The following is a 25879-nucleotide window of genomic DNA, read 5'->3' on the forward strand; positions in this document are numbered from 1 at the left end:
GCGTGACAGCGCCGCCCCGATCAGAGGTCGAGCGCCCAGCCGTCGCGGCCCTTGGGATCGATCGGCTTGTTCGGCACGTAGCGCGCCTCGCCGCCGCGCAGCCGCAGGATCGTCCAGTCGCCACGCCGGTCGACGGCCTCCAGCACGCAACCGCACGCCTCGAACGCCGCCACCACCTCGGCGCGCTGCGTCTCCAGCAACCCCGCCAGCACGATCGCGGCCGCTGGCGCCGCGATCGCCGCCACCTCCGGCGCCATCGAGATCAACGGCCCGGCGAGGATGTTGGCGATCACCAGATCGTACGGCGCCGCCGCCGCAATCTCGTCACTCAGCGCGCCGTCGGCGACGACCAGCCGCAGCCCCGACACGCCGTTCGCCGTTGCATTCTCCGCTGTCACGGTGATCGCGGCGGGGTCGATGTCGGTCGCGGTGATCGACGCGGCGGGCCAGAGATGCTGCGCGGCGAAGGCGAGCAGACCCGTCCCCGTCCCCAGATCGATGACGTTGCCGAACTGGGTCGCCGCCAGTCCATCGAGCATCGCCAGGCATCCCGCGGTCGTCGCATGGTGCCCGGTGCCGAATGCCTGCCCCGCGTCGATCAGAAAGGCGCGACCGCCCTCGGGCGCTTGGAGCGGGTGCGCGCTGGTATGTACCACGAACCGTCCTTCGCGGATCGGCTCCAGCCCGGCCTGGCTCATTGTGACCCAATCCTGCGCGGTCAGCGGCGTGATCGCCGCCTCGCTGCCCGCCGCGCTCGGCACCAGCGCGCGCAGCGCCGCGATCATCGCCTCGTCGGGCTCATGCTCGCAATAGGCGTCGAGCCGCCAGCGCTCGCGATCATCCTCGACTTCCTCCGTCGTCATCAACACCGCGTCGATCGTCAGATCGTCCGCCGCGTCGATCGCCTCTGCCTCGGCGCGGGTGCATGGCAGCGTCACGCGCCAGCTGTCGATCACGGCGTCGCTCGACACCTCGCCGTCAGCGGACATAGCTCGCCCCGTTCACGTCGATCACCGCGCCCGTCATCGACGCCGGCGCATCGAGCGCCAGCCAGCGCGCGGCCTCCGCCACTTCGTCGGGCGCCGCGACCCGGCCGAGCGGAATGTCGGCGAGCAGCTTGTCGCCGCCGCGGCTGGCGAGATAATCCTCGGCCATCCCGGTCATCGTGAACCCCGGGCAGATGGCGAACGCCAGGATGCCCTGCGCCGCATAACCGCGCGCGATCGTCTTGGTCATCGCGACCATGCCGGCCTTGGATGCGGCGTAATGCCAGTGCGACGGGCTGTCGCCGCGATAGGCCGCGCGGCTGGCGACGTTGACGATCCGCCCGCCGCAGCCGCGCTCGTGCCAGTGGCGCACCGCGCGGCGACACAGGATCGCCGAAGCGGTCAGATTGACCTGCATCGTGCGCTCCCAATTGGCGAGCCATGCGTCATCGGCATCGTCTAGCGGGGCGGCCTCGAACACACCGGCATTGTTGATCAGCACGTCGACCCGCCCATCTAGCTGCGCGAGCGCGGCATCCCACAAACGGTCTGGTGCGGCAGGATCGGCGAAATCGGCCGCGATGCCGCTGGCGGTGCCATGCCCAACGACGTGGTGGCCGCCATTGCGAAGCGTTTCGGCGATCGCGGCGCCGATGCCGCGGCTCGATCCGGTGAGAAGGATGTTGGTCATGGGGCGCCGCTGTAGGCCGCGCCCGCGCGCGCAGCAACGCCCCGGCGAGCGGCGCTTACGCGACGCTCTGCGCGAACTGCTCGGCCGATCCGCGCAATGCTTCCAGCCGTGCCTCGACGCTGACGAATTCACCTTTCAGCGCGTCGATCTCGGAGGCGACGCCTTCGGTATCGGCGCGGATCGCGGCAACCGTGTGCGACATCGAGTCGGCGGCGAGCGCGGTTTCGTCCACCGCGGCGGTGATCGCGGTCACCGTATGCGCCTGCGCTTCCATCGCGTGGCGGATGCGCGTGGCCGAATCCTGTACCTCCAGCACTGTGGTGCGGATCGAGGCCGAGGTGTCGACCGTCACGCGCGTCGCGGCCTGGATCGCGGCGATCTTGCCCGCAATGTCGTCGGTCGCGCGCGCGGTCTGGTTGGCGAGGCTCTTGACCTCTTGTGCCACCACCGCGAAGCCGCGCCCGGCGTCGCCCGCGCGCGCTGCCTCGATCGTCGCGTTGAGCGCCAGCAGGTTGGTCTGCCCGGCAATGTCGCGGATCAGCCCCAGGATCGACTCGATCGACTTGGCGTGCTCGCTCAGCGCTTCCGACACGCCAACGGCGTCGCCCGCCTGTCGCCCCGCCCTCGTCGCGATCTCGGCCGCGGCCTCCACCTCGACGCGCGCGTCCTCGATTGCGCGGATCAGCCCGGCCGCGGTCGATGCCGCGTCGCGCATCGCCACCGCCGATTGCTCCGCCGCCGCTGCCACCTCGCTCGTCTTGCCCAGCATCCCGCGCGCCGACGCCGATGCGCCCGCCGCCTGAACGCGCGCGCGCTGTCCCGATGTTGCTGCCTCGCCGATGCCGCCGAAGATACGGTCGCGGAACAGCACCCCCGCCGCGGTCCGCTCGGCCTGCGCGCGCGCCGCTTCGCTCTCGCCCAGGTGCGTCGCCATGACGTTCGCCTCGACCAGCGCGAGCCGCTGCACCACGTCGGCGATCCGTCCGAACGGCATCTGCGTGGCGCCCTCGATCAGTTGAAGCGCGCGCGCGTGCGCGAACGACAGGGCTGCCAGTAACGCCGGCAAGGGCACGCCGGTCGCGCGCGCCAATTCTACGTGTCCACGTGCCAACCGCTGCCATTCGCCGTCGAACGGCCGGGCGTAGCGCGTCCGCGTGTAGGCGGCACTGCGCCTGATCTGCTTGGCGAGGCCCGCTTCGCCGAGCGTCCCGCGGAACGCGGTCGCGACCGGCAGCGCCAGATAATGTTCCCAGAAAGCGGCGGACACCTGCTGCCAGGCGTCGCCGCTGTCGAGCACGCGGGTAATCTCCGCGCACACCGGCGCGATCGCACCGTCCCAGTCATAATCGCGGACCTCTTCGGCAAAGGTGCGCGCGCCCGCACTCCAGATCGCAGCGTTCATGAACGTGTCCTCAGGCCGCGACCTTGGTGACGAAATCGCTCGCGCTGCCCTCCAGCGAGCCGAGCCGCAGCGCCAGCGCATCGAACCCGTTGCCGAGTGCGTCGATCTCGGAGGCGACGCCTTCGGTATCGGCGCGGATCGCGGCAACCGTGTGCGACATCGAGTCGGCGGCGAGCGCGGTTTCGTCCACCGCGGCGGTGATCGCGGTCACCGTATGCGCCTGCGCTTCCATCGCGTGGCGGATGCGCGTGGCCGAATCCTGTACCTCCAGCACTGTGGTGCGGATCGAGGCCGAGGTGTCGACCGTCACGCGCGTCGCGGCCTGGATCGCGGCGATCTTGCCCGCAATTAGGAGGGTTAATGCCTCGTTGAACCCGTCGCGACCGTGGTGCTGTGCTTGCATCGCGCGGTATCACGGCTAAGGGCGTAGGCTGAAAGGAACCGCCGTTGGCCAGCCGACCCGCACCCCGCTCCCGTCCGAGAAGCCCGCACCTCTTCACGGGCCCGATGCAATTTCATTACCGCTTCAGCCCGGCGATGCTAACGTCGATCATCCACCGGGCCACCGGCGCGACGATGGCGACGGTCGGTGCGATGCTGCTGGTGTGGTTCCTCGCGGCGATCGCGTCGGGTGAGAGCGCCTATGCGACCTTCGTCGACGTGTTCACCACCGATCGCGGCAATTTGAACGTTCTCGGCTATGTCGTCGGCATCGGGCTGACCTGGACCGTGTTCCAGCACATGGCGAGCGGCATCCGCCACCTGATGATGGACACCGGCGCCGCGTTCGAGCTGAAGGTCAATCAACTCGCCGCGCGGCTGACCTTTGTCTTCTCGATCGCGATGACGATCCTGTTCTGGCTCTGGCTGGGGTTGAAGTAATGAGCACCGAACTCGGCCGCGTCCGCGGTTACGGCAGCGCACACGAGGGTGTGCACCATTGGTGGCACCAGAAACTCACTGCGGGCACCAACCTGCTGCTGATGGTGTGGCTGCTCACGTCGCTGGCGATGCTGCCCGCCTATGACTTCGCCACGATACGGCTGTGGCTCGGCTCGGCCTGGGCAGCGATCCCGATGCTGCTGCTGATCGTCTCGATCACCTATCACTTCCGTCTAGGCCTGCAGGTCGCGATCGAGGATTACGCGCGCATGCAGAGCCGCTTCGTCGCGATCGTCCTGCTCAACGTCTACGCTGCGGCGATCGCGGGCGTTGCCATCTTCTCCATCCTCAAGATCGCCTTCGGAGCCGCGCAGTAATGGCTGCCTATCAGATCATCGACCATACCTATGACGCGGTTGTCGTGGGCGCGGGCGGCTCGGGCCTGCGCGCGACGATGGGCATCGCGGAGAGCGGCCTGAAGACCGCCTGCATCACCAAGGTGTTCCCCACGCGCAGCCACACGGTCGCGGCGCAGGGCGGCATCGCCGCATCGCTCGGCAACAATTCGCCCGATCACTGGTCGTGGCACATGTTCGACACGGTCAAGGGTTCCGACTGGCTCGGCGACCAGGACGCGATCGAGTACATGGTGCGCGAGGCACCGCAGGCGGTGTACGAGCTCGAACACGCCGGCGTGCCGTTCAGCCGCAACGACAACGGCACGATCTACCAGCGTCCGTTCGGCGGCCACATGCAGAACATGGGCGAAGGCCCGCCGGTGCAGCGCACCTGCGCGGCTGCCGACCGTACCGGTCACGCGATGCTCCACGCGCTGTACCAGCAATCGCTCAAGTACGACGCCGACTTCTATGTCGAATATTTCGCGCTCGACCTGATCATGGAGAACGGCGTCTGCCGCGGCGTCATCGCGCTCTGCATGGAAGACGGCTCGATCCACCGTTTTCGCGCGCACAACGTCGTGCTGGCGACCGGCGGCTACGGCCGCTGCTATTTCTCCGCGACGTCGGCGCACACCTGCACCGGCGACGGCAACGCGATGGTGCTGCGCGCCGGGCTGCCCTTGCAGGACATGGAGTTCGTGCAGTTCCACCCGACCGGCATCTACGGCGCAGGCGTGCTCATCACCGAGGGCGCGCGCGGCGAAGGCGGCTACCTCACCAACTCCGAGGGTGAGCGCTTCATGGAGCGTTACGCACCCTCGGCGAAGGACCTCGCCAGCCGCGACGTCGTCGCGCGCTCGATGGCGGCGGAAATGCGCGAAGGCCGCGGTGTCGGGCCGGAGGGCGATCACATCTACCTCCACCTCGACCACATCGATCCCAAGGTGCTGCACGAGCGGCTGCCCGGCATCACCGAGACGGGCAAGATCTTCGCCGGCGTCGACCTGACGCGCCAGCCGCTGCCGGTCACGCCGACCGTCCACTATAACATGGGCGGCATCCCGACGAACTATCACGGCGAGGTCGTGACCTTGCGCGACGGCAACCCCGACGCGGTCGTGCCCGGCCTGTTCGCGGTCGGCGAGGCGGCGTGCGTGTCGGTTCACGGCGCGAACCGTCTGGGATCGAACAGCCTGATCGACCTGGTCGTGTTCGGCCGCGCAACCGGTCTGCGCGTCCGCGATATTCTGAAGCCCAACACGCCGCACAATCCGCTGCCCAAGGGATCGGAGGAGATGGCGCTGACCCGTCTCGACACGTTCCGCAACGCCGCTGGGTCCACGCCCACGGCGCTGATCCGCCGCGAGATGCAGCAGACGATGCAGAAGCATTGCGCGGTGTTCCGCGACACCGCGCTCCTCGCCGAGGGCGTGCAGAAGATCGATCAGGTTTACGCCTCGATCGGCGACGTGTCGGTCAAGGATCGCTCGCTGATCTGGAACACCGATCTGGTGGAAACGCTGGAGCTCGACAACCTGCTGTCGCAGGCGGTCGTCACGATGCGCTCGGCCGACAACCGCAAGGAGTCGCGCGGCGCGCACATGCACGAGGACTTCCCCGAGCGCGACGACGCGAACTGGATGAAGCACACCATCGCGACGTTCGATGGTTGGGGTGGCAAGGGCGGACAGGTCGCGATCGATTATCGCCCGGTGCACGATTACTCGCTGACCGACGATATCGAGTACATCAAGCCCAAGAAGCGCGTGTACTAAGCAACTTCACACGAACTTGCGTCGCCCCGGACATGATCCGGGGCCGCGCTCCTTCTCTACGGCGTAGAAAAGCGGGGTTCCGGATTAACTCCGGGATGACGACGGTGGCGTGCAGCCCGATCGGCTCGATCAACGCCGGTTCAGCCGATTATGGTCCCGCGGGGTCCCACTCCTAAGCAGCTCCCGCCCTTCCATATTCCCGCGGTGTCGCGGCCTCGCCATCTTTCCGACTCCACCAGATCCCCGCCCCGGCCAGCGCTGCGCCGAGCGCCAGTGTCGTCGCTGGATGCCGCATCGCGGCGGTGTAGAGGCTGAATCCTTTTCCGCTCTGGTCACGCGATCGCTCCACGCCGTCATGCGCGGGCGCGAACAGATTGTCCGGTCGGGGCTGATTCTTCGTTGGATCGACGAACAGCGCTGATCCGATCGCCGCCACACGGTCGAACAACGCGGGTGCGTGCTGCGCGAACAGCACCTGCGCCTTGCCCGCACCGCCCACCGTCACGCCGCGCATCGGCCGGGTCGCCGCGTCCAGGATCGCTTCTGCGACCAGGGTTGGATCGTAGACCAGCGGCGGGATGCGCGCCTTGCCGCCGACGTGGTTGCTGGCGTGTTCGGCAACCGGCGTGTCGATGCCTGACGGCTGGATCAGCGTAACCGAGATCGGCGCGCCCTCCTGCAGCAACTCGCCCCTGAGCGTGTCGATATAGCCCTTCACCGCGTGCTTGCTCGCGGCATAGGCACCCATCAACGGACTGGGCATCCCCGCCGCGATCGAGGCGACGGTGATCAGCGCGCCGCCCTGCTCGCGCAGGTGCGGCACTGCCGCCGCGCACCCGTTGACGACGCCGAAATAATTGGTGCGGAACAGCCGTTCGTGCTCGTCGAACGGCGTGTCGACCAACTTGGCATAGATCGCGACACCGGCATTGTTGACCCAGCTATCGATGCGCCCGAACCGAGCCACCGCGTGCCGGGCGACGCGCGCCACGGCTTCGGGATCACCGACATCGGCGGCGATCGCATAGGCTTCACCGCCTGCCGCCTCGATCTCACTCACCAATTCGGCGAGGGCGGCATCGTCGCGCGCGACCAGCACCAGTTTCGCGCCACGGGACGCCGCCATGCGCGCGGTCACCAGCCCGATCCCAGACGTGGCGCCCGTGATCGCGATCACCTGCTGGTCGATCGGCTTCAGCTTCAATGACATAGCAGAACTTCCCTCTCGTTGTCCGCTCAGCGAACAGGCCGCGTGCGCGTTCCCTCCGCCAATTATGCTTGACCTGCGCCGTGCTGCGCCCGCTAATCTGATGGTGGGGGGATTTGAGCATGCGCACGCTTCTGCCGCTCGTCATCGCATTGTTCGCAAGCGCCGCCGCGGCGCAGCGCTACCAACCCGTTCGCTACACCCTGCCCGCCCCCGTGTTCGCGGGTGACGACGGCGAGACGCAGGTGCAGGCCGACATGGGGATCGATGTCGAGCGCGACCGGCCCGCACGCTGGCGCCTCGCCGAGCATCGCCGGCTCGATCGCGCGCTCTCCGCGGTGCGGCCGCAGCGCGCCGGCAGCGTCGACGCCTTCGTGATCGTCGCCGCGCTCGACAGCGATCCCGTGTTCGGACGCGAGGCGCGCGAGGCGGCGCGGGTGCTCGCCCGGCGCTATCACGCCGATGGGCACGTCATCCTGCTCGCGGGCAGCGACGGCACGCGCGACAGCGATCTGCCGATGGGCAGCCCCGGCAACCTCGACCTCGCGCTGGCGCGCGTCGCCGAGGTGATGGACCCCGCAGAAGATGTGCTGATCCTCTACACCACCAGCCACGGCGCGCCGTTCGGGCTCTACTATAACGATGGCGACCAGGGATATGGCGCGGTGTCGCCCAGCAGGCTGTGGAGCCAGTTGTCGACGCTCGGCATCCGCAACCGGTTGATCCTGCTCAGCGCCTGTTACTCGGGCGTGTTCGTGCCGATGCTGTCGTCGGACACGACCGCGATCGTCACCGCCGCCGCGTCCGATCGCCCGTCCTTCGGGTGTCAGGCGGACAATGACTGGACCTTCTTCGGTGACGCGCTGATCAACACCGCACTCAGGAAGCCGCAACCGCTCGCCGCCGCGGTCGATCAGGCGCAGAGCCTGATCGCGGGATGGGAGAAAGCCGCCGCGCTCGATCCCTCTCGCCCGCAGGTCGCGATCGGCGCGGGCGCGGGCCGCTGGCTCGACGCGCTCGAGCGCGACCTGCCGCCCACCACCACGCCGGTCGGACGACCCGCGATCACGTTGCTCCAGGTTAAGTAACAGCGCGCCGCCGGAACATTGCACCGCGCCTGACGCTAAGCGCGCCATGAACCAGCCCAGCACCGCCGCCACCACGCCCAGCAACGCGAACAACTATCCCCTGCTCGCACGCCCGCACATCCAATTGTATGGCACCGTCGACGATCAGATGTACGCTAAATTCCTCGACGGGCTCGCCGCCGCGCCCGCCGACGGACCGCTGGTGGTGTCGATCACCACGCTCGGCGGCGATCCCGAGATGGCGCGTGCGATGGGCGATTCGATCCGTTTGCTGCGCGAATATACCGGGCGCGAGGCGCTGTTCCTCGGCAAGGTCGCAGTCTATTCCGCCGGCGCGACCTTCATGTCGGCCTTTCCCGCCGACAAGCGCTTCCTGACCAAGAATTCGCGCCTGATGATCCACGAGCGGCTGATGAACTCGACGATCGAGCTGTCGGGCCCGCTCAACGCGCTGTCGCCGGTGTTGAATGCCAAGCTCAACGAGATCGAGGATTCGATCCGCATCCAGGACGAGGGCTTCGCCGATCTCGTCCGCGGCACGCAGGTCACGCTGGAGGAACTGAAACAGCGGGCGCCGCACAATTGGTACATCGAGGCGAGCCAGGCGCGCGATCTGGGCTTGGTGCTCGACATCATTTGACCACTAGGCCATCTCGGGTGTTGGTGCCGGGGCCTGCGCACATTATATCTTGAGCGCAGGCGCCCGTGCGCTAGGAGCGACACGGGCCCGTTTGCGGCATATGCCGCGATGGAGTATCCGAGCCGACAGCGATCGTGACGTGTTGCGCGCCCGCGATCCTGCCCGAACACGAGAACGAGACGCATGGCCGAGTTCACCCTTCCCAAGAACAGCCGAATCAAGGGCGGCACCAAGCACCCCTCGCCGCAGCCCGGCGGCAAGATGCGCAGCTTCAAGATCTACCGCTATGACCCGGACTCGGGTGAGAACCCGCGCTTCGACACGTTCGAGGTCAACCTCGACGAATGCGGTCCAATGGTGCTCGACGCGCTGATCAAGATCAAAGGTGAGCAGGACTCCTCGCTCACCTTCCGCCGCTCGTGCCGCGAAGGCATCTGCGGGTCGTGCTCGATGAACATCGACGGGCGCAACGGCCTTGCCTGCACCACCGCGATCGAGGACGTGAAGGGCGAGGTGAAGATCACGCCGCTCCCCGCGATGGACGTGGTGAAGGACCTGGTCCCCGATTTCACGCGCTTCTACGCGCAATATGCCTCGATCACACCGTGGCTCCAGACGGTGACGCCGCCCCCCTCGGGCAAGGAACGGCTGCAGAGCCCGGAGGAGCGCGCGAAGCTCGACGGTCTGTACGAGTGCATCCTGTGCGCGTGCTGCTCGACCTCGTGCCCGAGCTATTGGTGGAATTCGGACAAGTTCCTGGGTCCGGCGATCCTGCTCCAGGCGTATCGCTGGCTCGCCGACAGCCGCGACGAGATGACGGGCGAGCGGCTCGACGCGCTGGAGGATCCGTTCCGGCTGTATCGCTGCCACACCATCATGAATTGCGCGAACGTCTGCCCCAAGGGTCTCTCGCCCGCCAAGGCGATCGCCGAGATCAAGAAGATGGAGGTCGAGCGGATCGTCTGATCCGCCGACACACCTCCCCCCTCGCCGTTCATGCCGGTCCTGCCGCGGCGCGTGCCTGAACACGTTTCCGCCGCAGCCCGCATGAATGGATCACCATGGATCGTAGCGACCACAGCGAGGCCGAGCCCTCGCGCGCCTTTCTCTTCGACGAGCATCCAGACCATCCCGGCTGGATGCACTGGCGCTTTCGCGATGAAACGCGGTTCAATTCGTTTCTGGGTGACGTGATCGTCCGGCAGGAGGACGCACTCGCCCGCGTCCGCATGAGGCCCGAGCACCGCCACTCGAACTTCGGCAACAACGTCCACGGCGGTGCGCTGCTCGGGTTCATCGACGTCGCGCTGTTCGCGGCGCTGCGCAGCTTCGGCGTGCTTTCGGCCGGACCGGCGGTGACGCTCGACCTCAACACGCATTTCATCGGCGCCGGCCGCGTCGGCGAGCCGCTGGAGGCGCAGGTCGAGATATTGCGCGAAACGCGTCGGCTGATCTTCGTGCGCGGCCTGCTGGTGCAGATGGAGATGACCGTCGCCGAATTCTCCGGCACGATCCGCAAACCGAGCGCCGGCTGATGGCACAAGTGCGTGCCGCCTATGACGCGCTGATCGCCGCGGGCGAGCTGCGTCCCGATGCCGAGCAGGCCGCCGCCGCCGACCGGCTCGACGCACTCGCCCGCGAGCTCGAACATCCGCGCACCACCGGCTTCTTCCGTAAACGTGCGGTGCCCGCACGCGGCGTCTATCTGTGGGGCGACGTCGGGCGCGGCAAGTCGATGCTGATGGACCTGTTCTACGATCACGTCGACGTCACCTCCAAACGCCGCATCCACTTCGCCGAATTCATGATCGAGGTGCACGGCCGCATCGCTGTCGAGCGGCGCAAGGAAGCGGGCGATCCGATCCTGCCCGTCGCACAAGCACTCGCCGACACCGCGCGCCTGCTCGCGTTCGACGAAATGATGGTCACCAACTCGCCCGATGCGATGATCCTGTCGCGGCTGTTCACCGCGATGATCGAGGCCGGCGTGACGATCGTCACCACCAGCAACCGCGCGCCGACCGACCTTTACCGCAACGGGCTCAACCGCGAGCATTTTCTCCCCTTCATCGCGCTGATCGGCGAGCGGCTCGACGTGCTCGCGCTCAACGGCCCGGTCGATTACCGTCGCGACCGCCTGGGGCAGCAGGACACCTGGCTCGTGCCCAACGGGGCCGAGGCCACCGCCGAGCTGTCCGCCGCCTTCTTCCGCCTGACCGATTACCCGCCCGAGGATCGCGAACACGTGCCGAGCGAGGAGCTGTCGGTGCAGGGCCGCACGCTCCACGTGCCCAAGGCGCTTAAAGGCGTCGCGGTGTTCAGCTTCAAGCGGCTGTGCGGTGAAGCACGCGGCCCTGCCGACTACCTTTGCATCGCGCGTCGCTACCACACCGTCATCGTCGTCGGCATCCCGCAGCTCGGGCCGGACATGCGCAACGAGGCGGCGCGGTTCGTCAGCCTGATCGACGCATTGTACGAGTATAAGGTCAAGCTGCTCGCCGCCGCCGACGCCGAACCGGACCAGCTCTACCCGACGGGTGACGGCCGCTTCGAGTTCGAGCGCACCGTCAGCCGGTTGGAGGAGATGCGATCCGAGGAGTATCTGACGCAGGGTCACGGCCAGGATTGAGCGTAATCGCTATTGCGAACCGTTATCTCTACTATATTGGTTCCTAGGCTTTTGCGGGTTGTCGCGGACGGCCAAAGGGCGTAGGCGACCTTCCCATCCACCGTAACGACGAGAGGGGATGGAATGGCCCGCAAGAAGATCGCGCTGATCGGCGCCGGCAACATCGGCGGCACGCTCGCGCACCTGGCTGCGCTCAAGAACCTGGGTGACATCGTCCTCTTCGACGTCGTCGAAGGCGTGCCGCAGGGCAAGGCGCTCGACCTGTCGCAGTGCGGTCCGGTCGAGGGCTTCGATGCCAAGATCACCGGCACCAACGATTACGCCGACATCGCGGGCGCGGACGTCATCATCGTCACCGCCGGTGTCGCGCGCAAGCCAGGCATGAGCCGCGACGACCTGCTCGGCATCAACCTCAAAGTGATGAAGGCCGTCGGCGAGGGCATCAAGAACAACGCCCCCGACGCCTTCGTCATCTGCATCACCAACCCGCTCGACGCGATGGTGTGGGCGCTGCGTGAATTCTCCGGCCTGCCGCACAACAAGGTCGTTGGCATGGCGGGCGTGCTCGACTCGGCGCGCTTCTCGCACTTCCTCGCGACCGAGTTCGGCGTGTCGGTGAAGGACGTGAACACCTTCGTGCTCGGCGGCCACGGCGACACGATGGTGCCGGTGCTCGAATATTCGACCGTGTCCGGCATCCCCGTCAGCGACCTGATCGAGATGGGTTTCTCCACCAAGGAGAAGGTCGACGAGATCGTGAAGCGCACGCGCGGCGGCGGCGGCGAGATCGTCGCCCTGCTGAAGACCGGTTCTGCCTATTACGCGCCCGCGACCAGCGGCATCGCGATGGCGGAAGCCTATCTGTACGATCAGAAGCGCATCCTGCCCGCCGCGGCGAACCTGTCGGGTGAGTATGGCATCGACAACCTCTACGTCGGCGTCCCCGTTGTGATCGGGGCCGGCGGCGTCGAGAAGATCGTCGAGGTCAAGCTGTCCGACGAGGCGAAGCAGAACCTCCAGGTATCGGTCGACGCGGTCAAGGAACTGCTCACCGCGTGCCGCGGCATCGACAACACGCTCGCCTGAACGGCTGACGAAAAGGACCCCCGATGAGCATCCTCGTCGACAAGAACACCAAGGTCATCACGCAAGGGATGACCGGCAACACCGGCAGCTTCCACACCCAGGCGGCGCTCGATTACGGCACGCAGATGGTCGGCGGCGTCACGCCGGGCAAGGGCGGCAGCGAGCATCTCGGCCTGCCGATCTACAACACGGTGCACGAGGCCGTTGCCGCTACGGGTGCGACCGCGAGCGCGGTGTACGTGCCGCCGCCCTTCGCCGCGGACTCGATCCTGGAGGCGATCGACGCCGAGGTGCCGCTGATCGTCTGCATCACCGAGGGTATTCCGGTGCTCGACATGGTGCGCGTCAAGCGCGCGCTGTCGGGTTCGAAGTCGCGGCTGATCGGCCCGAACTGCCCGGGCGTGCTGACGCCGGGCGAGTGCAAGATCGGCATCATGCCGGGCAACATCTTCCGCAAGGGTTCGGTCGGCGTCGTCAGCCGCTCGGGCACGCTCACCTACGAAGCGGTGTTCCAGACCTCGAACGCAGGGCTCGGTCAGACGACCGCGGTCGGCATCGGCGGTGATCCGGTCAACGGCACCAACTTCATCGACGTGCTGGAACTGTTCCTCGCCGATGACGCGACCGAGTCGATCATCATGATCGGCGAGATCGGCGGCGACGCCGAGGAGCAGGCGGCGCAGTTCCTCAAGGATGAGGCGAAGCGCGGTCGCAAGAAGCCGATGGCCGGTTTCATCGCGGGCCGCACCGCGCCTCCGGGCCGTCGCATGGGTCACGCCGGCGCGATCGTGTCGGGCGGCAAGGGCGATGCCGAGAGCAAGATTGCGGCGATGGAAGCGGCCGGCATCAAGGTCGCAGCCTCGCCCAGCGAGCTCGGCTCGACGCTGCTGGAAGTTCTCAAGGGTTGAAGTACGCCGCCCTGCATGGGGCGGAGCGTTGAAAACGGACGGGCGCTTGTAACTGGGGCCACCCGCGCTCGTCCGCTCGCCGCCTTTGAGGTGGCTGGCCCCATCCTCGCTCTCGCGGGCGGGACATGAGGTGTGTGATGGGCTTCGAAGGTCAGGATTTCAGCGACATCGCCGGCGGCGTCAGCCCCGCGTTCATCGACACGCTCTACGCCCGCTACAAATCCGCGCCGGACAGCGTCGAGCCGGGCTGGCGTACCTTTTTCGAAGGGCTGGAGGGTGCGAGCAGCACCCCGTCGTGGACCAACCAGCGCTGGCCGCTCACCACCACCGACGATCTGACCGCCGCGCTCGACCCGACGCAGATGGAACCCGCGCCCAAGCCCGCCAAGGGTGGCGCGAAGCCTGCCGCCGCGGCTCCTGCCCCGTCGAAGGACGACATCATCCGCGCCGCGGGTGATGCGATCCGCGTGCAGATGCTGGTGCGCACCTATCGCGTGCGCGGGCATCTCGCCGCCAACCTCGATCCGCTCGGCCTGTCGGGCCTGCGTGAGCTGCCCGAGGATCTGAAGACCGAATATTACGGCTTCACCGACAACGACATCGATCGCCCCGTCTATCTCGGCGGCACGCTCGGCCTCGAATGGGCGACTGTGCGCGAGGTCGTTGACACGTTGCGCGCCAACTACTGCGGCAACGTCGGCCTCGAATACATGCACATCGCCGACGTCGAGGAGCGCCGGTTCCTGCAAGACCGCATGGAGGGCAAGGACAAGGCGATCGAGTTCACGCCCCAGGGCAAGAAGGCGATCCTCAACAAGGTGATCGAGGCCGAGCAGTGGGAGAAGTTCCTCGGCCGCAAGTATGTCGGCACCAAGCGTTTCGGGCTCGACGGCGGCGAGAGCATGATCCCCGCGCTCGAGAGTCTGATCAAATACGGCGGCGCGGCCGGCGTCAACGAGATCGTGTTCGGCATGGCCCACCGCGGGCGGCTGAACGTGCTCGCCAACGTCATGGGCAAGCCGCTGCGCGTGATCTTCCACGAATTCGCGGGCGGTAGCGCCAACCCCGACGACATCGGCGGCTCGGGTGACGTCAAATACCACCTCGGCACCTCGACCGACCGTGAGTTCGACGGTCACAAGGTGCACATGAGCCTCGTTGCCAACCCCTCGCATCTCGAGGCGGCCGACCCGGTCGTGCTCGGCAAGGTGCGCGCGATCCAGACGATCGCGGGCGACCTGACCGACCATTGCAAGTCGCTGCCCGTGCTGATCCACGGCGACGCCGCCTTTGCGGGCCAGGGCATCGTGTGGGAGTGTTTCGGCTTCTCGGGCATCCGCGGCTACAACACCGGCGGCTGCGTCCACTTCGTCATCAACAACCAGATCGGCTTCACGACCAGCCCGCAATTCGCGCGGTCGTCGCCCTATCCGTCGGACGTCGCCAAGGGCGTCCAGGCGCCGATCTTCCACGTCAACGGCGACGATCCCGAGGCGGTGACCTTCGCCACCAAGATGGCGATCGAATACCGGCAGAAGTTCCACCGCGACGTCGTGATCGACATGTGGTGCTATCGCCGCTTCGGCCACAACGAGGGCGATGAGCCCGGCTTCACCCAGCCGCTGATGTACAAGGCGATCCGCAGCCATCCGGGCGTCAGCGACATCTATGCCAAGCGGCTGGTGCAGGAAGGCGTGGTCGATCAGGCCTGGGTCGACGACAACGTCAAGCAGTTCACGACGCTGCTCGAAGGCGAGTTCGAGGCCGGCGCGAGCTACAAGCCCAACAAGGCGGACTGGTTCGCGGGTCGCTGGTCGGGGCTCCACGCCCCCGCCGACGCCGACAGCCAGCGCCGCAGCGTCGACACCGGGATCGAGCCCAAGCTGTTCGACGCGATCGGCCGGCTGCTGACGACGATCCCGGACACGATCGCAGTCCACAAGACGCTGTCGCGCGTGCTCGATGCCAAGCGCGAGATGTTCCGTTCGGGTGCGAACTTCGACTGGGCGACCGGCGAGGCGCTGGCGTTCGGCTCGCTCTTGTCCGAAGGCTACGGCGTCCGCCTGTCGGGACAGGATTCGGGCCGCGGCACCTTTTCGCAGCGCCACGCCGTCTGGGTCGACCAGAATGACGAGCACCGCCACGTGCCGCTGTGGAACGTCGAGCACGGCAGCTTCGAGGTGCTGGACAGCCCGCTGTCGGAGTATGGCGTGCTCGGGTTCGAATACGGCTACGCGCTCGCCGATCCGAAGACGCTGGTGCTGTGGGAGGCGCAGTTCGGCGACTTCGTCAACGGCGCGCAGATCATGATCGATCAGTTCATCACCTCGGGTGAGGCCAAGTGGCTACGCGCGAACGGTCTGGTGATGCTGCTGCCGCACGGGTACGAGGGCCAGGGTCCCGAGCATAGCTCGGCGCGCCCCGAACGGTTCCTGCAGGCGTGCGCCGGCGACAACATCCAGGTCGCGAACTGCACCACGCCGGCGAACTATTTCCACCTGCTGCGCCGTCAAATGCACCGCAATTTCCGCAAGCCCTTGGTCGTCTTCACACCCAAGTCGCTGCTGCGTCATAAGCTGGCGGTGTCGAGTGCGGCGGACTTCCAGCGCGACACGCATTTCCGCCGCGTGCTGTCCGACCCGTCGGCACCCGCGGATGCGGCGACCAAGCGGCTGGTGCTGTGCACCGGCAAGGTATCGTACGACCTGATGGAAGCGCGCGATGCGGCGGGTGACGAGCACACGCAGATCGTGCGGGTCGAGCAGCTCTACCCCTTCCCCACGCAGTCGCTGGTTGAGCGGATTGCGCGGATGCCGAACCTCGAAGAGGTGATCTGGGCGCAGGAAGAGCCGCGCAACAACGGCTACTGGTTCTTCGTCGAACCCTTCATCGAGGAAGTGCTGGGGCTCGCGAACTCACCGGTCAAGCGTCCGCGCTACGCCGGCCGCGCCGCCGCTGCCTCGCCCGCGACGGGTCTGATGAAGCGCCACCAGGCCGAGCAGGGTGCGCTGATCGCCGACGCGCTCGGCCACAACGTGCGCGAGGAAATCCGCCGGACCCGTGAGGCCGACACGACCAAGAAGGCCGGCACCGCCGGCGCCTGACCCTTCGCTCAAGACAGGAAAATAGAATGGCAACCGAAGTTCTGGTGCCCACGCTGGGCGAATCGATCACCGAAGCCACCGTCGGCGAGTGGCTGAAGCAGCCGGGCGACAAGGTCGCCGCCGACGAGCCGATCGCGAGCCTTGAGACCGACAAGGTCTCGGTCGAGGTTCCCTCGCCGGTCGCGGGCGTGATGGGCGAGCACGCGGTCAAGGTCGGCGACACGGTCGAGGTCGGCGCGTTGCTCGCGACCGTCGACGCGGGCGGCTCCGCGCCCGCGCAGTCGAGCGCGCCGCAGCCGGCCGTCACGCAGACGCCCGCCTCCTCCACCAACAACGATCAGGGCGCCGCTGCGCCGACCGCCGGCGGCTACGGCAACCACGGCGCGATCCCGGTCGCGGGCGAAGGCCCCGCCGCGCTGTCCCCCTCGGCACGCCGCGCGGTGCTGGAGCACGGCGTCGACCCCGCGACGATCAAGGGCACCGGCAAGGACGGCCGCCTGACCAAGGAAGACGTCGCCGCCGCGGCTTCGTCCAAGTCCCAGGCGACCGCCGCCCCCGCCGCCGCAGGCGCGTCGGCGGACGGTGGCGCCGCCACCGCCGGCCGTGCGTCTTCGCGTGGCGAAGAGCGCATCAAGATGACGCGCCTGCGCCAGACGATCGCCAAGCGGTTAAAGGAAGCGCAGAACACCGCCGCGATGCTGACGACGTTCAACGACGTCGACATGACCGCGGTGATCGAGGCGCGCGCCAAGTACAAGGACCTGTTCGAGAAGAAGCACGGCGTGCGCCTGGGCTTCATGGGCTTCTTCGTGAAGGCCGCGACGATGGCCTTGAAAGACATTCCATCCGTCAACGCCTCGATCGAGGGCGATGAGATCGTCTACCACGATTACGCCGACATCTCGGTCGCGGTATCTGCGCCGAACGGCCTGGTCGTTCCCGTCATTCGCGACGCGCAGGATCTGTCGGTTGCGGGCATCGAGAAAACGATCGGCGACTTCGGCCGCCGCGCCAAGGACGGCACGCTCAAGATGGACGAGATGCGTGGCGGCACGTTCACGATCTCGAACGGCGGCGTGTTCGGCTCGCTGATGTCGACCCCGATCATCAACCCGCCGCAGTCTGCGGTGCTGGGCCTCCACCGCATCGAGGATCGCCCGGTGGTGGTGAACGGCCAAGTCGTGGTGCGCCCGATGATGTATCTGGCACTCTCCTACGACCACCGCCTGATCGACGGACGCGAGGCGGTGACGTTCCTCGTCGCCTTGAAGAACGCGATCGAGGATCCGACTCGCATCCTGATCGACCTGTAATCATATCAAGCGTCACCCCGGTTGCGGCCGGGGTCTCGTGCCTGGGGAGCGCATCGCTCCTGCCGCGCGAGATGCCGGCCCGCGCGCTGGCCTGATGTCCGGGAGAAGTACGATGGCTGAATACGACTATGACGTGCTGGTGATCGGCGCCGGCCCCGGCGGCTACGTTGCCGCGATCCGCGCCGCGCAGCTCGGGCTCAAGACCGCGTGCGCGGAAAGCCGCGAGACGCTCGGCGGTACCTGCCTCAACGTCGGCTGCATCCCGTCGAAGGCGCTCCTTCACGCATCCGAATATTTCGACGCCGCGGCGAACGGCGCCATGGCGAAGATGGGCATCAAGGTGACGCCCGAACTCGACCTGGAAGCGATGCACGGGCAGCGCCGCGACGCGGTGAAGCAGTTGACCGGCGGCATCGAGTTCCTGTTCAAGAAGAACAAGGTGACGTGGCTGAAGGGCCGCGCCGCGTTCGAGGACGCGCACACCGTCACCGTCGCGGGCGAGCGCGTGACCGCGAAGAACATCGTCATCGCGACCGGTTCGACCGTTACGCCGCTGCCGGGTGTCGAGATCGACCAGAAGGTGATCGTCGATTCGACCGGCGCGCTCGAGTTGCCCAAGGTGCCCGAGCATATGGTGGTGATCGGCGGCGGGGTGATCGGCCTCGAGCTCGGCAGCGTGTGGCGGCGCCTGGGCGCCAAGGTCACCTGCGTCGAGTTCCTCGACCAGATCCTGCCCGGCTTCGACGGCGACATCCGCAAGGAATCGAACAAGATCTTCAAGAAGCAGGGGATCGAGTTCAAGCTCGGCACCAAGGTGACCGGCATCACCTCGGACGGCACCACCGCGACGCTGACGCTGGAGCCTGCCGCGGGCGGTGAGGCGACGACGCTGACCGCCGACTGCGTGCTCGTCTCGATCGGTCGCCGCGCGAACACCGACGGCCTCGCGCTCGACAAGATCGGGCTGTCGCCCAACAATCGCGGGCAGGTCGAAACCGACCATGATTTCCGCACGTCGGTCGACGGCGTATGGGCAATCGGCGACGTGATCCCGGGCCCGATGCTCGCGCACAAGGCCGAGGACGAGGGGATCGCGGTGGCGGAGAACATCGCGGGCCAGCACGGCATCGTGAACCACGCGATCATCCCCTCGGTCGTCTACACCTGGCCCGAGATCGCGGGCGTCGGGCTGACCGAGGAGCTGGCGCGCGAGCAGGGAGAGGTAAAGGTCGGCAAGTTCCCAATGATGGCGAACAGCCGCGCGAAGACCAACCACGAGCCCGACGGCTTCGTGAAGATCATCGCGGATGCGAAGACCGACCGCGTCGTCGGTGTCTGGGCGATCGCCTCGGTCGCAGGCACGATGATCGCGCAGGCCGCGCAGGCGATGGAGTTCGGCGCGACGAGCGAGGACATCGCCTACACCTGCCACGCGCACCCGACGCATTCGGAAGCGATCAAGGAAGCCGCGATGGCGGTGACGGGCAAGCCGATCCACATCTGATCGGCATCCGCGCGATCACACGGGCGGCGGTGGTGCAGCGATGCGCCGCCGCCGCTTTCCGTTCGGGGTGACCGAAGTTTAACGCCGCCGCCACCGCCGTGACGGCGCGGGAAGCGCAGATCGATCTCCTTCGATAAGGAGAGTAACCGTGAAGCACACAGCGATCATTCTGGCCCTCGCCACCTCCGCCACGCTCGCCACCGCGCCCGCCGAGGCGAAGGGGTGTCTGAAGGGCGCGGCGGTCGGCGGGGTCGGCGGGCATTTCGTCGGTAAGGGCCACGCGGTCGCGGGTGCCGCGATCGGCTGCGCGGTCGGCCATCACCGCGCCAAGGTCGCCGCGCGCAAGCAGGCGGCGCAGGCGCAACCGCATCGCGGCTGACGCGCGACGGGGCGGCTGCTCCCTTGCCTGCCCCTCGGGCGCGTAGCATGACGATCTCCGACGCGACCGCCCTAGCTCCGCGTCGGAGACATTCGAACATGAAGATCAGCGCGCGCAATCAATTCCCGGGCACGATCACCGCGATCAATCCGGGCGCGGTCAATGGCACGATCAAGGTCGACATCGGCGGCGGCAACATCGTCACCTCCTCGATCACCGAGGAAGCGATCGGCGAGCTCGGCCTTTTGGTCGGCGATCAGGTAACGGTGCTGGTGAAGGCGAGCGACGTCCTGATCGGCAAGTGACGCGCGATGCGCTGGAACGGCGCTGGCTGACGCTGACGCGCGAGACGATGCCCGCGCTCGCCGCCGCGCGCAGCTGGCCGGTGCGGAGCGATCACTGTTTCCAGCGCATCCTGCTCGACACCGCGGTCGGCGGCGTGTGGTACGACGCAATACCCAGGCGACCCGCCTATCGCCACGCCGATGCGGCGGTGCTCGCGCGCGCCATCGATCTGGGCGAGGCGGTGATCGCCGGCAGCGCCGATCTGGCGGCGCTCAATCGTCAGTCGCTGGCGTGGCGGGGCAAGGTCGCGCGCTGAGCGCTGATATCGATCAGACGCCGCGGTCCGGTCCGCCGCCACGCTTTCGGGTTTCCCTTCACGCCCGCGGTTCGGAACCCGTAAATGGAGCCTGCCCTCACCCTGTCGCGCGGGCGCGTGCGATGGCGGATTGCAATTGGTCGATCGGCAGCGCGCCGGTCAGCACCTGATCGCCGACCACCCAGCTCGGTGTCCCCGTGATGCCGAGCTTGGCCGCGGTTTCCAGATTGTCCCGGATCGTCGCGTCGGCATCATCCGGGATCGCGGCGACGTTCACGCCGGAGGCACGCCCCGCCGCGGCGATGGTGGCGTCGCTGACCGGCCCGGCGGCGTAGAGCGCGTCATGGAACGGCTTGAACCTGTTCTGCTTGGCCGCGGCAAGGGCCGCGCGCGCCGCGACGCGGCTTTCCGCCGACAGCACCGGCAGTTCCTTGAAGACGATGCGCAGGTTCCGGTCCTGATCGACCAGCTTCTGCAACACCGGCAACGTCGCGCGGCAGAAGCCGCAATTATAGTCGTAATATTCGACCAGCGTCACGTCGCCCTTGGGATTGCCGATCCACGCCCCCGCGTACGGCTCCTGGATCGCGCCGCGGCTCGCCGCCACGGCGCGCGCGGTGTCGCGTTCCTGCAGCTTCTGCATCGCCTGCGGGATAAGGTCAGGGTTGGCGAGCACGTAATCGCGCACGACGCGCTCGACCCGCGCCTTGTCCGCGCTTCCCAGATCGCCCGGCGCCAGGCGATCGGCGAGGAACATGCCGCCCGCGCCAAATGCCGCGCCGAGCGCCACCATGCCCAACAATGTCGCCCGGTTCATTTGCGCTTCTTGCCCTTGTCGATCACGTCCTGCGACGTCATCGAAATGTCCTGTGCCCTGATCCAGTCGGGCGTATTCTTCGGCAGTCCCGCCATCGCCATGCGCGCGCGCACTGCGGCGGTCCGCGTGTCACCGGTCAGGCTCGCCTGCTCCGCGCCGGCAAGGGCCGCACGCGCCTCGTCGCCGGTGCGCTCGTACACCGTGCCGAGCTGGAACCACGCGAAGGGGTTTTCATCGTCGCGCTGCACCGCGACGCGCAGCACGCGCTTCGCCTCGTCGTAATTGGCCGGGTTCTCCGTCGCGATCAGCGCGTGGCCGTAGGTGGTGCCGATCAACGGGTTGCTGCGCGTCCCCTCGAAGGCGGCGCGCAAGGGGACCAGTGCGTCCTTCGGCCGCCCCGCCTCCAGCATGATCTGCCCGACAATTTCCTGGAAATACGGATCGTCGGGCTTGGCCTTGATCAGCGCCGCGGCCTCGGCATCGGCCCGATCGGGGTAGCCCGCCTTGTGATAGGCGTAGGCGCGCGCGTAATGCGCGTAGATCGACTGATCGGTGTCGGGATATTCGTTGAGCGTCCGCTTGGGATCGGCGACGTAGCCGAGCAGCTTTGCCTTCACGCGGCGGAACCGCTCCTGCAACTGCGGGTCGATCGGCTTGTCGTAGAAGGGCGATTCCTTCACGTCGCCTTCCAGCGTCGCGATGCGCGTGCCGGACAGCGGGTGCGACTGCATGAACGGGTCGATGTTGCCGAGCCCGTAGCGATATTCCTGCTGCTGCAATGTCTTGAAGAAGGTGAGCATCCCCTTTGCCGAGATGCCCGCGGTCTTCAGATATTTGATCGCGCTCGCGTCCGCGGTTGCTTCCTGCGTCCGCGTGAAGGCAAGATAATGGCCCATCGCGGCCTGCTGCCCCGCCGCCATCACGCCCATCCCCGCGGCACCGCCGCCTGCCGCCGCCGTCGCGAGACCGAGCACCATCGACAGCAGGTACATCGCCATCGCTGGTTTCTGCCCCGCATCGGCGTTGGCGACATGGCCGTCGGCGATGTGCCCCAGTTCGTGCGCGATCACGCCCTGGACCTGGTTCACATTGTCGGCGGCCTCGATCAGCCCGGAATGGATGTAGACCGTCTGCCCTCCGACGACGAAGGCGTTGATCGATCCGTCGTTGACCAGCGCGAACTGCACGTCGCTTGGCCGCAGTCCGGCCGCGGTCACGATGGGCGCGGACATGTCGTGGAACAGCGCCTCGGTCTCGGCGTCGCGCAGCAGCGACTGCGCCTGAGCCGGAACGGCAGCGAGCATCGCGGCGCCCGCGACCAAGGCGATGATGCGGCGGATCACCGCGCAGCGCTCGCGCGGGTCGACACCGGGGACAGGGGCAGACGCATGAGCGTCACCGTAGCGCCGAACGGCGCGGGAGCATAGCAGCGCATCGCCCGGATGCTTGCCGCGGTGGCGCTGAACCACCGCTGAAGCGTCCGGGCGATGTCACCGCGGTCAGTTGCCGAACGTCCGCTGCCACCAACCGCGACGCGGCGTCGTTTCCGTGTCTGCCACAGCCTCGCCCTCGTCACTCGTCGGCGCGGCGTCCGCCGCCGGCTCAGCCGCGGCCGGTGTCTCGGCCGGTTCCGACGCGGCGGGCTCGGCCGCGACCGGCTCCGCGGGCGCAGCGTCGGCCTTCTTGCGGCGGGTACGCTTCGGCTTGGCGGGCGCCGGCTCAGGCTCCGCCTCGGCGCTGTCGGGCGCGGGCAGGCCGTCGGTCACGGGCGCGGCATCGCCGGCTTCAACCGTCGGCGCGTCCGCCTTCTTGCGCCGCGTGCGCTTCGGCTTGGCCGGAGCTTCGGCCTCTGCGGGCACTTCGGCGACCGGCTCCTCCTCGACGACGGCCGGCGTCTCCGGCGCAGCCTTGGCCGCACGCGCGCGCGGACGGCGACGCGTCTTGGGCTTGGGCGCGGGCTCAGACGCGGGCTCCTCCGCTACCGGCTGCTCGGCTGCCGCTTCGGCGACCGGCTCGGCGTCGATGTCGGCAGGTTGCGCCTCCTCGCTCGCCAACACGCTCGGCAGCTCTGCCTCGCCGGCGGCCTCCGTGCTCGCCTCCTCGCCTGCGACAGCGCCCTGCCCGTCGCGACGACGACCGCGGCGGTTGCGACGGCGGCGACGGCCGTTACCCGCGGGCGCCTCACCCGCCGCCTCATCGTTGTTCGCGCCCTCGTCGGACACGATCGCGTCACCCGCCTCATCGGCGTCAGCCTCGTTCGGCCCAGCCCGGTCCGACTCGATGTCGTCGGCCTCGACCTCGTCGACACCGGCCTCGTCGGCCTGCGCCTCGTCACCCTCACCGCGCGCGCGGTTGCGACGCCCGCGACGACGGCGACGGCGGCGACCACCCTCGCGGTCCCCGGCGTCACGGTCACGGTCACGCTCGCGCTCCTCGCGCTCGGCGGGCGCGTCTTCCTCGACCGCTTCCTCTTCCTCGACCTCGTACTCGTCCTCGACGTCTTCCTCGACCTCGATCATCGGGGCGTCGAACTTGGGCGCATAGGCAGGCGGCGGACCGGCGGCCTCGACCGACATGCGCGCGCCTTCCTCCTCACCGTCGGCGAGAATGTCGACCTGCACGCCGTAGCGATCCTCGATCTCGGCGATGTCGCCGCGCTTGCGGTTAAGCACGTAGAACGCCGCTTCCTGGCTGCACCGGAGCGTCAGGTGCGAGCCGCGCCCGCGCGCCGCTTCGTCCTCGATCAGGCGTAGTGCGGACAGGCCGGCCGACGAGGCGGTGCGCACCAGACCCGTGCCCTCGCAATGCGGGCACTGGCGCGTCGACGCCTCGAGCACGCCGGTGCGCAGCCGCTGCCGGCTCATCTCCATGAGGCCGAACGACGAGATGCGGCCGACCTGGATGCGCGCACGATCGTTCTTGAGCGCCTCCTTCATCGCCTTCTCGACCTTACGGACGTTCGATCCGTGATCCATGTCGATGAAGTCGATCACGACGAGGCCCGCCATGTCGCGCAGACGCAGCTGGCGCGCGATTTCCTGCGCGGCCTCCAGGTTGGTCGCGGTCGCGGTCTGCTCGATATTGTGCTCGCGCGTCGAGCGGCCCGAGTTGATGTCGATCGAGACGAGCGCTTCGGTCGGGTTGATGACGAGGTAGCCGCCCGACTTCAGCTGCACCACCGGATGGTACATCGCGGCGAGCTGATCCTCGACACCCGCGCGCTGGTAGAGCGGCACCGGGTCACTGTAATGCTTCACCTTCTTGGCATGCGTCGGCATCAGCAGGCGCATGAAGTCCTTGGCCTGACGATAACCCTCGTCGCCCTCGACGATCACCTCGTCGATGTCCTTGTTGTAGATGTCGCGGATCGCGCGCTTCATCAGGTCGCTGTCGCCGTACACGAGCGCGGGCGCCGATGACGATAGCGTCTTGTCGCGGATCTCGTCCCACAGGCGCGCGAGGTAATCGAAGTCGCGCTTGATCTCGGTCTTGGTGCGCTGCAGCCCGGCGGTGCGCACGATGCAGCCCATCGACGACGGCAGCTCCAGGTCCGCCATGATCGCCTTCAACCGCTTGCGATCGCCCGCGTTCGAAATCTTGCGGCTGATCCCGCCGCCGTGAGACGTGTTGGGCATCAGCACGCAGTAACGCCCGGCGAGGCTGAGATAGGTCGTCAACGCCGCGCCCTTGTTGCCGCGCTCCTCTTTCACGACCTGCACCAGCAGCACCTGGCGGCGGCGGATCACGTCCTGGATCTTGTAGCGGCGGCGCAGGTTCATGCGGCGCTGGCGCAGCGCCTCGACCTGGTCGTCGCCGTTCGAGCGCCGGCCCTTGCGGCGGCGGCCACCCGAGCCGTCGCCGTTCGCCTCGGCATCACCGTCGCCGCCCGCCTCGTCGACGTGATCGTCGTGCGCATCGTCATCGTCGGCGTGGTCGTCGTCCGCGTGGTCGTCGTCGTGATCATGCACGTCGTCGTCGTGATGCGCGTCGTCATCGTCGTCGAACGTCACGTCTTCGGCGTCGAGTTCGGCACGCAGCTTGGCTTCTTCCGCGGCGTGCTCCGCTTCCTCGCGCAGCAGCGCGTCGCGGTCCTCCTTGGGGATCTGATAATAGTCCGGGTGGATTTCCGAGAAGGCCAGGAAGCCGTGGCGGTTGCCGCCGTAATCGATGAACGCCGCCTGCAGCGACGGCTCGACGCGCGTCACCTTGGCAAGATAGATGTTCCCCTTGAGCTGCTTGCGCTCGGCGCTTTCGAAATCGAATTCCTCGATCCGGTTACCCTTGACGACGGCGACCCGGGTTTCCTCCCGGTGGCGTGCGTCGATCAGCATACGCGTGGTCATTGATTGTTCTCCGCGCGCTGGGCCGTCCGGCTAGCGGTGCGCCCGCGCGATAATGGGTTGCGCGCCGCGGGAGCGCGGGCGCGCACGATGTTGCAGAAATCGCCTTCGTCCGCGCTGCAGCCC

General features: G+C 67.6%; 23 protein-coding genes and 1 pseudogene. 16 read left to right on the plus strand and 8 right to left on the minus strand.

What is annotated here, in order from left to right:
* Positions 1 to 20 precede the first annotated feature (20 nt).
* From Q0579_RS12415 to Q0579_RS12430, 4 genes and pseudogenes are all read right to left on the minus strand, one after another.
* The gene (locus Q0579_RS12415; RefSeq protein WP_298812782.1) at positions 21 to 989 is read right to left on the minus strand and encodes a 50S ribosomal protein L11 methyltransferase; all 969 of its coding nucleotides are present in this window, start codon (positions 987 to 989) and stop codon (positions 21 to 23) included.
* On the minus strand, positions 979 to 1677 hold the full coding sequence (locus Q0579_RS12420; RefSeq protein ID WP_298812785.1) for an SDR family oxidoreductase: 699 nt from the start codon (positions 1675 to 1677) through the stop codon (positions 979 to 981). The genes Q0579_RS12415 and Q0579_RS12420 overlap by 11 nt, the downstream gene beginning before the upstream one ends.
* 55 nt (positions 1678 to 1732) lie before the next feature.
* On the minus strand, positions 1733 to 3079 hold the full coding sequence (locus Q0579_RS12425) for a methyl-accepting chemotaxis protein (protein ID WP_298812787.1): 1347 nt from the start codon (positions 3077 to 3079) through the stop codon (positions 1733 to 1735).
* A 10-nt stretch (positions 3080 to 3089) separates the two neighbouring features.
* Positions 3090 to 3428: pseudogene (locus tag Q0579_RS12430) on the minus strand (chemotaxis protein); the annotation flags it as partial.
* A gap of 98 nt (positions 3429 to 3526) precedes the next feature.
* Between Q0579_RS12430 and sdhC the strand changes: the two are divergent.
* The 3 genes from sdhC to sdhA are packed head-to-tail and all read left to right on the plus strand — an operon-like array spanning position 3527 to position 6137.
* The gene (gene sdhC, locus Q0579_RS12435; RefSeq protein WP_298812789.1) at positions 3527 to 3961 is read left to right on the plus strand and encodes a succinate dehydrogenase, cytochrome b556 subunit; all 435 of its coding nucleotides are present in this window, start codon (positions 3527 to 3529) and stop codon (positions 3959 to 3961) included.
* A complete protein-coding gene (gene sdhD / locus Q0579_RS12440; protein WP_298812791.1) occupies positions 3961 to 4338 on the plus strand; it encodes a succinate dehydrogenase, hydrophobic membrane anchor protein in 378 nt (125 codons plus the stop codon). The genes sdhC and sdhD overlap by 1 nt, the downstream gene beginning before the upstream one ends.
* On the plus strand, positions 4338 to 6137 hold the full coding sequence (sdhA, locus tag Q0579_RS12445; RefSeq protein ID WP_298812793.1) for a succinate dehydrogenase flavoprotein subunit: 1800 nt from the start codon (positions 4338 to 4340) through the stop codon (positions 6135 to 6137). The genes sdhD and sdhA overlap by 1 nt, the downstream gene beginning before the upstream one ends.
* A 172-nt stretch (positions 6138 to 6309) precedes the next feature.
* Here the strand turns inward: sdhA and Q0579_RS12450 are convergent, their stop codons facing one another.
* Positions 6310 to 7347 carry an SDR family oxidoreductase gene (locus Q0579_RS12450; RefSeq protein ID WP_298812795.1) on the minus strand — a complete coding sequence of 346 codons (1038 nt, stop codon included), beginning with the start codon at positions 7345 to 7347 and terminating at the stop codon, positions 6310 to 6312.
* Between the two features lie 119 nt (positions 7348 to 7466).
* Between Q0579_RS12450 and Q0579_RS12455 the strand changes: the two genes are divergently transcribed.
* The 13 genes from Q0579_RS12455 (at position 7467) to Q0579_RS12515 (ending at position 20596) form a co-directional block, all read left to right on the plus strand.
* Positions 7467 to 8432: a C13 family peptidase gene (locus tag Q0579_RS12455; protein WP_298812797.1), complete on the plus strand. Its 966-nt coding sequence runs from the start codon at positions 7467 to 7469 to the stop codon at positions 8430 to 8432.
* A 46-nt stretch (positions 8433 to 8478) separates the two neighbouring features.
* Entirely contained in the window at positions 8479 to 9072 is a 594-nt protein-coding gene (locus Q0579_RS12460) for an ATP-dependent Clp protease proteolytic subunit (protein WP_298812799.1), read from the plus strand.
* Positions 9073 to 9255: 183 nt separating this feature from the next.
* Complete coding sequence (locus tag Q0579_RS12465) at positions 9256 to 10038, plus strand: succinate dehydrogenase iron-sulfur subunit (RefSeq protein WP_298812803.1); 783 nt, start codon at positions 9256 to 9258, stop codon at positions 10036 to 10038.
* 95 nt (positions 10039 to 10133) lie between these two features.
* Positions 10134 to 10607 (plus strand): PaaI family thioesterase, encoded by a 474-nt coding sequence (locus Q0579_RS12470; protein WP_298812806.1) that lies wholly within the window; start codon positions 10134 to 10136, stop codon positions 10605 to 10607.
* A complete protein-coding gene (gene zapE / locus Q0579_RS12475; RefSeq protein ID WP_298812809.1) occupies positions 10607 to 11701 on the plus strand; it encodes a cell division protein ZapE in 1095 nt (364 codons plus the stop codon). The genes Q0579_RS12470 and zapE overlap by 1 nt, the downstream gene beginning before the upstream one ends.
* A 123-nt stretch (positions 11702 to 11824) precedes the next feature.
* Complete coding sequence (mdh, locus tag Q0579_RS12480) at positions 11825 to 12787, plus strand: malate dehydrogenase (protein ID WP_298812811.1); 963 nt, start codon at positions 11825 to 11827, stop codon at positions 12785 to 12787.
* A 23-nt stretch (positions 12788 to 12810) separates the two neighbouring features.
* Positions 12811 to 13695 (plus strand): succinate--CoA ligase subunit alpha, encoded by an 885-nt coding sequence (gene sucD, locus Q0579_RS12485; RefSeq protein WP_298812814.1) that lies wholly within the window; start codon positions 12811 to 12813, stop codon positions 13693 to 13695.
* Positions 13696 to 13832: 137 nt separating this feature from the next.
* Positions 13833 to 16799: a 2-oxoglutarate dehydrogenase E1 component gene (locus Q0579_RS12490; RefSeq protein ID WP_298812817.1), complete on the plus strand. Its 2967-nt coding sequence runs from the start codon at positions 13833 to 13835 to the stop codon at positions 16797 to 16799.
* Between the two features lie 26 nt (positions 16800 to 16825).
* A complete protein-coding gene (gene odhB / locus Q0579_RS12495; protein ID WP_298812820.1) occupies positions 16826 to 18112 on the plus strand; it encodes a 2-oxoglutarate dehydrogenase complex dihydrolipoyllysine-residue succinyltransferase in 1287 nt (428 codons plus the stop codon).
* A 112-nt stretch (positions 18113 to 18224) separates the two neighbouring features.
* Positions 18225 to 19616: a dihydrolipoyl dehydrogenase gene (lpdA, locus tag Q0579_RS12500; RefSeq protein ID WP_298812823.1), complete on the plus strand. Its 1392-nt coding sequence runs from the start codon at positions 18225 to 18227 to the stop codon at positions 19614 to 19616.
* A 148-nt stretch (positions 19617 to 19764) separates the two neighbouring features.
* A complete protein-coding gene (locus tag Q0579_RS12505; protein ID WP_298812826.1) occupies positions 19765 to 19995 on the plus strand; it encodes a hypothetical protein in 231 nt (76 codons plus the stop codon).
* 98 nt (positions 19996 to 20093) lie between these two features.
* Positions 20094 to 20300, plus strand: coding sequence for a molybdopterin-binding protein (locus tag Q0579_RS12510; RefSeq protein ID WP_298812829.1), 207 nt, complete (start codon positions 20094 to 20096; stop codon positions 20298 to 20300).
* Entirely contained in the window at positions 20297 to 20596 is a 300-nt protein-coding gene (locus tag Q0579_RS12515) for a GCN5-related N-acetyltransferase (RefSeq protein ID WP_298812833.1), read from the plus strand. Before Q0579_RS12510 ends, Q0579_RS12515 begins: the two co-directional genes overlap by 4 nt.
* Before the next feature lie 97 nt (positions 20597 to 20693).
* Here the strand turns inward: Q0579_RS12515 and Q0579_RS12520 are convergent, their stop codons facing one another.
* The 3 genes from Q0579_RS12520 to Q0579_RS12530 form a co-directional block, all read right to left on the minus strand.
* Positions 20694 to 21413 carry a DsbA family protein gene (locus tag Q0579_RS12520; RefSeq protein WP_298812835.1) on the minus strand — a complete coding sequence of 240 codons (720 nt, stop codon included), beginning with the start codon at positions 21411 to 21413 and terminating at the stop codon, positions 20694 to 20696.
* On the minus strand, positions 21410 to 22753 hold the full coding sequence (locus Q0579_RS12525) for a M48 family metalloprotease (RefSeq protein WP_298813157.1): 1344 nt from the start codon (positions 22751 to 22753) through the stop codon (positions 21410 to 21412). The genes Q0579_RS12520 and Q0579_RS12525 overlap by 4 nt, the downstream gene beginning before the upstream one ends.
* Before the next feature lie 159 nt (positions 22754 to 22912).
* Complete coding sequence (locus Q0579_RS12530) at positions 22913 to 25744, minus strand: ribonuclease E/G (protein ID WP_298813159.1); 2832 nt, start codon at positions 25742 to 25744, stop codon at positions 22913 to 22915.
* Positions 25745 to 25879 lie beyond the last annotated feature (135 nt).

Source organism: uncultured Sphingomonas sp. (assembly GCF_936927845.1).
Classification (GTDB): domain Bacteria; phylum Pseudomonadota; class Alphaproteobacteria; order Sphingomonadales; family Sphingomonadaceae; genus Sphingomonas.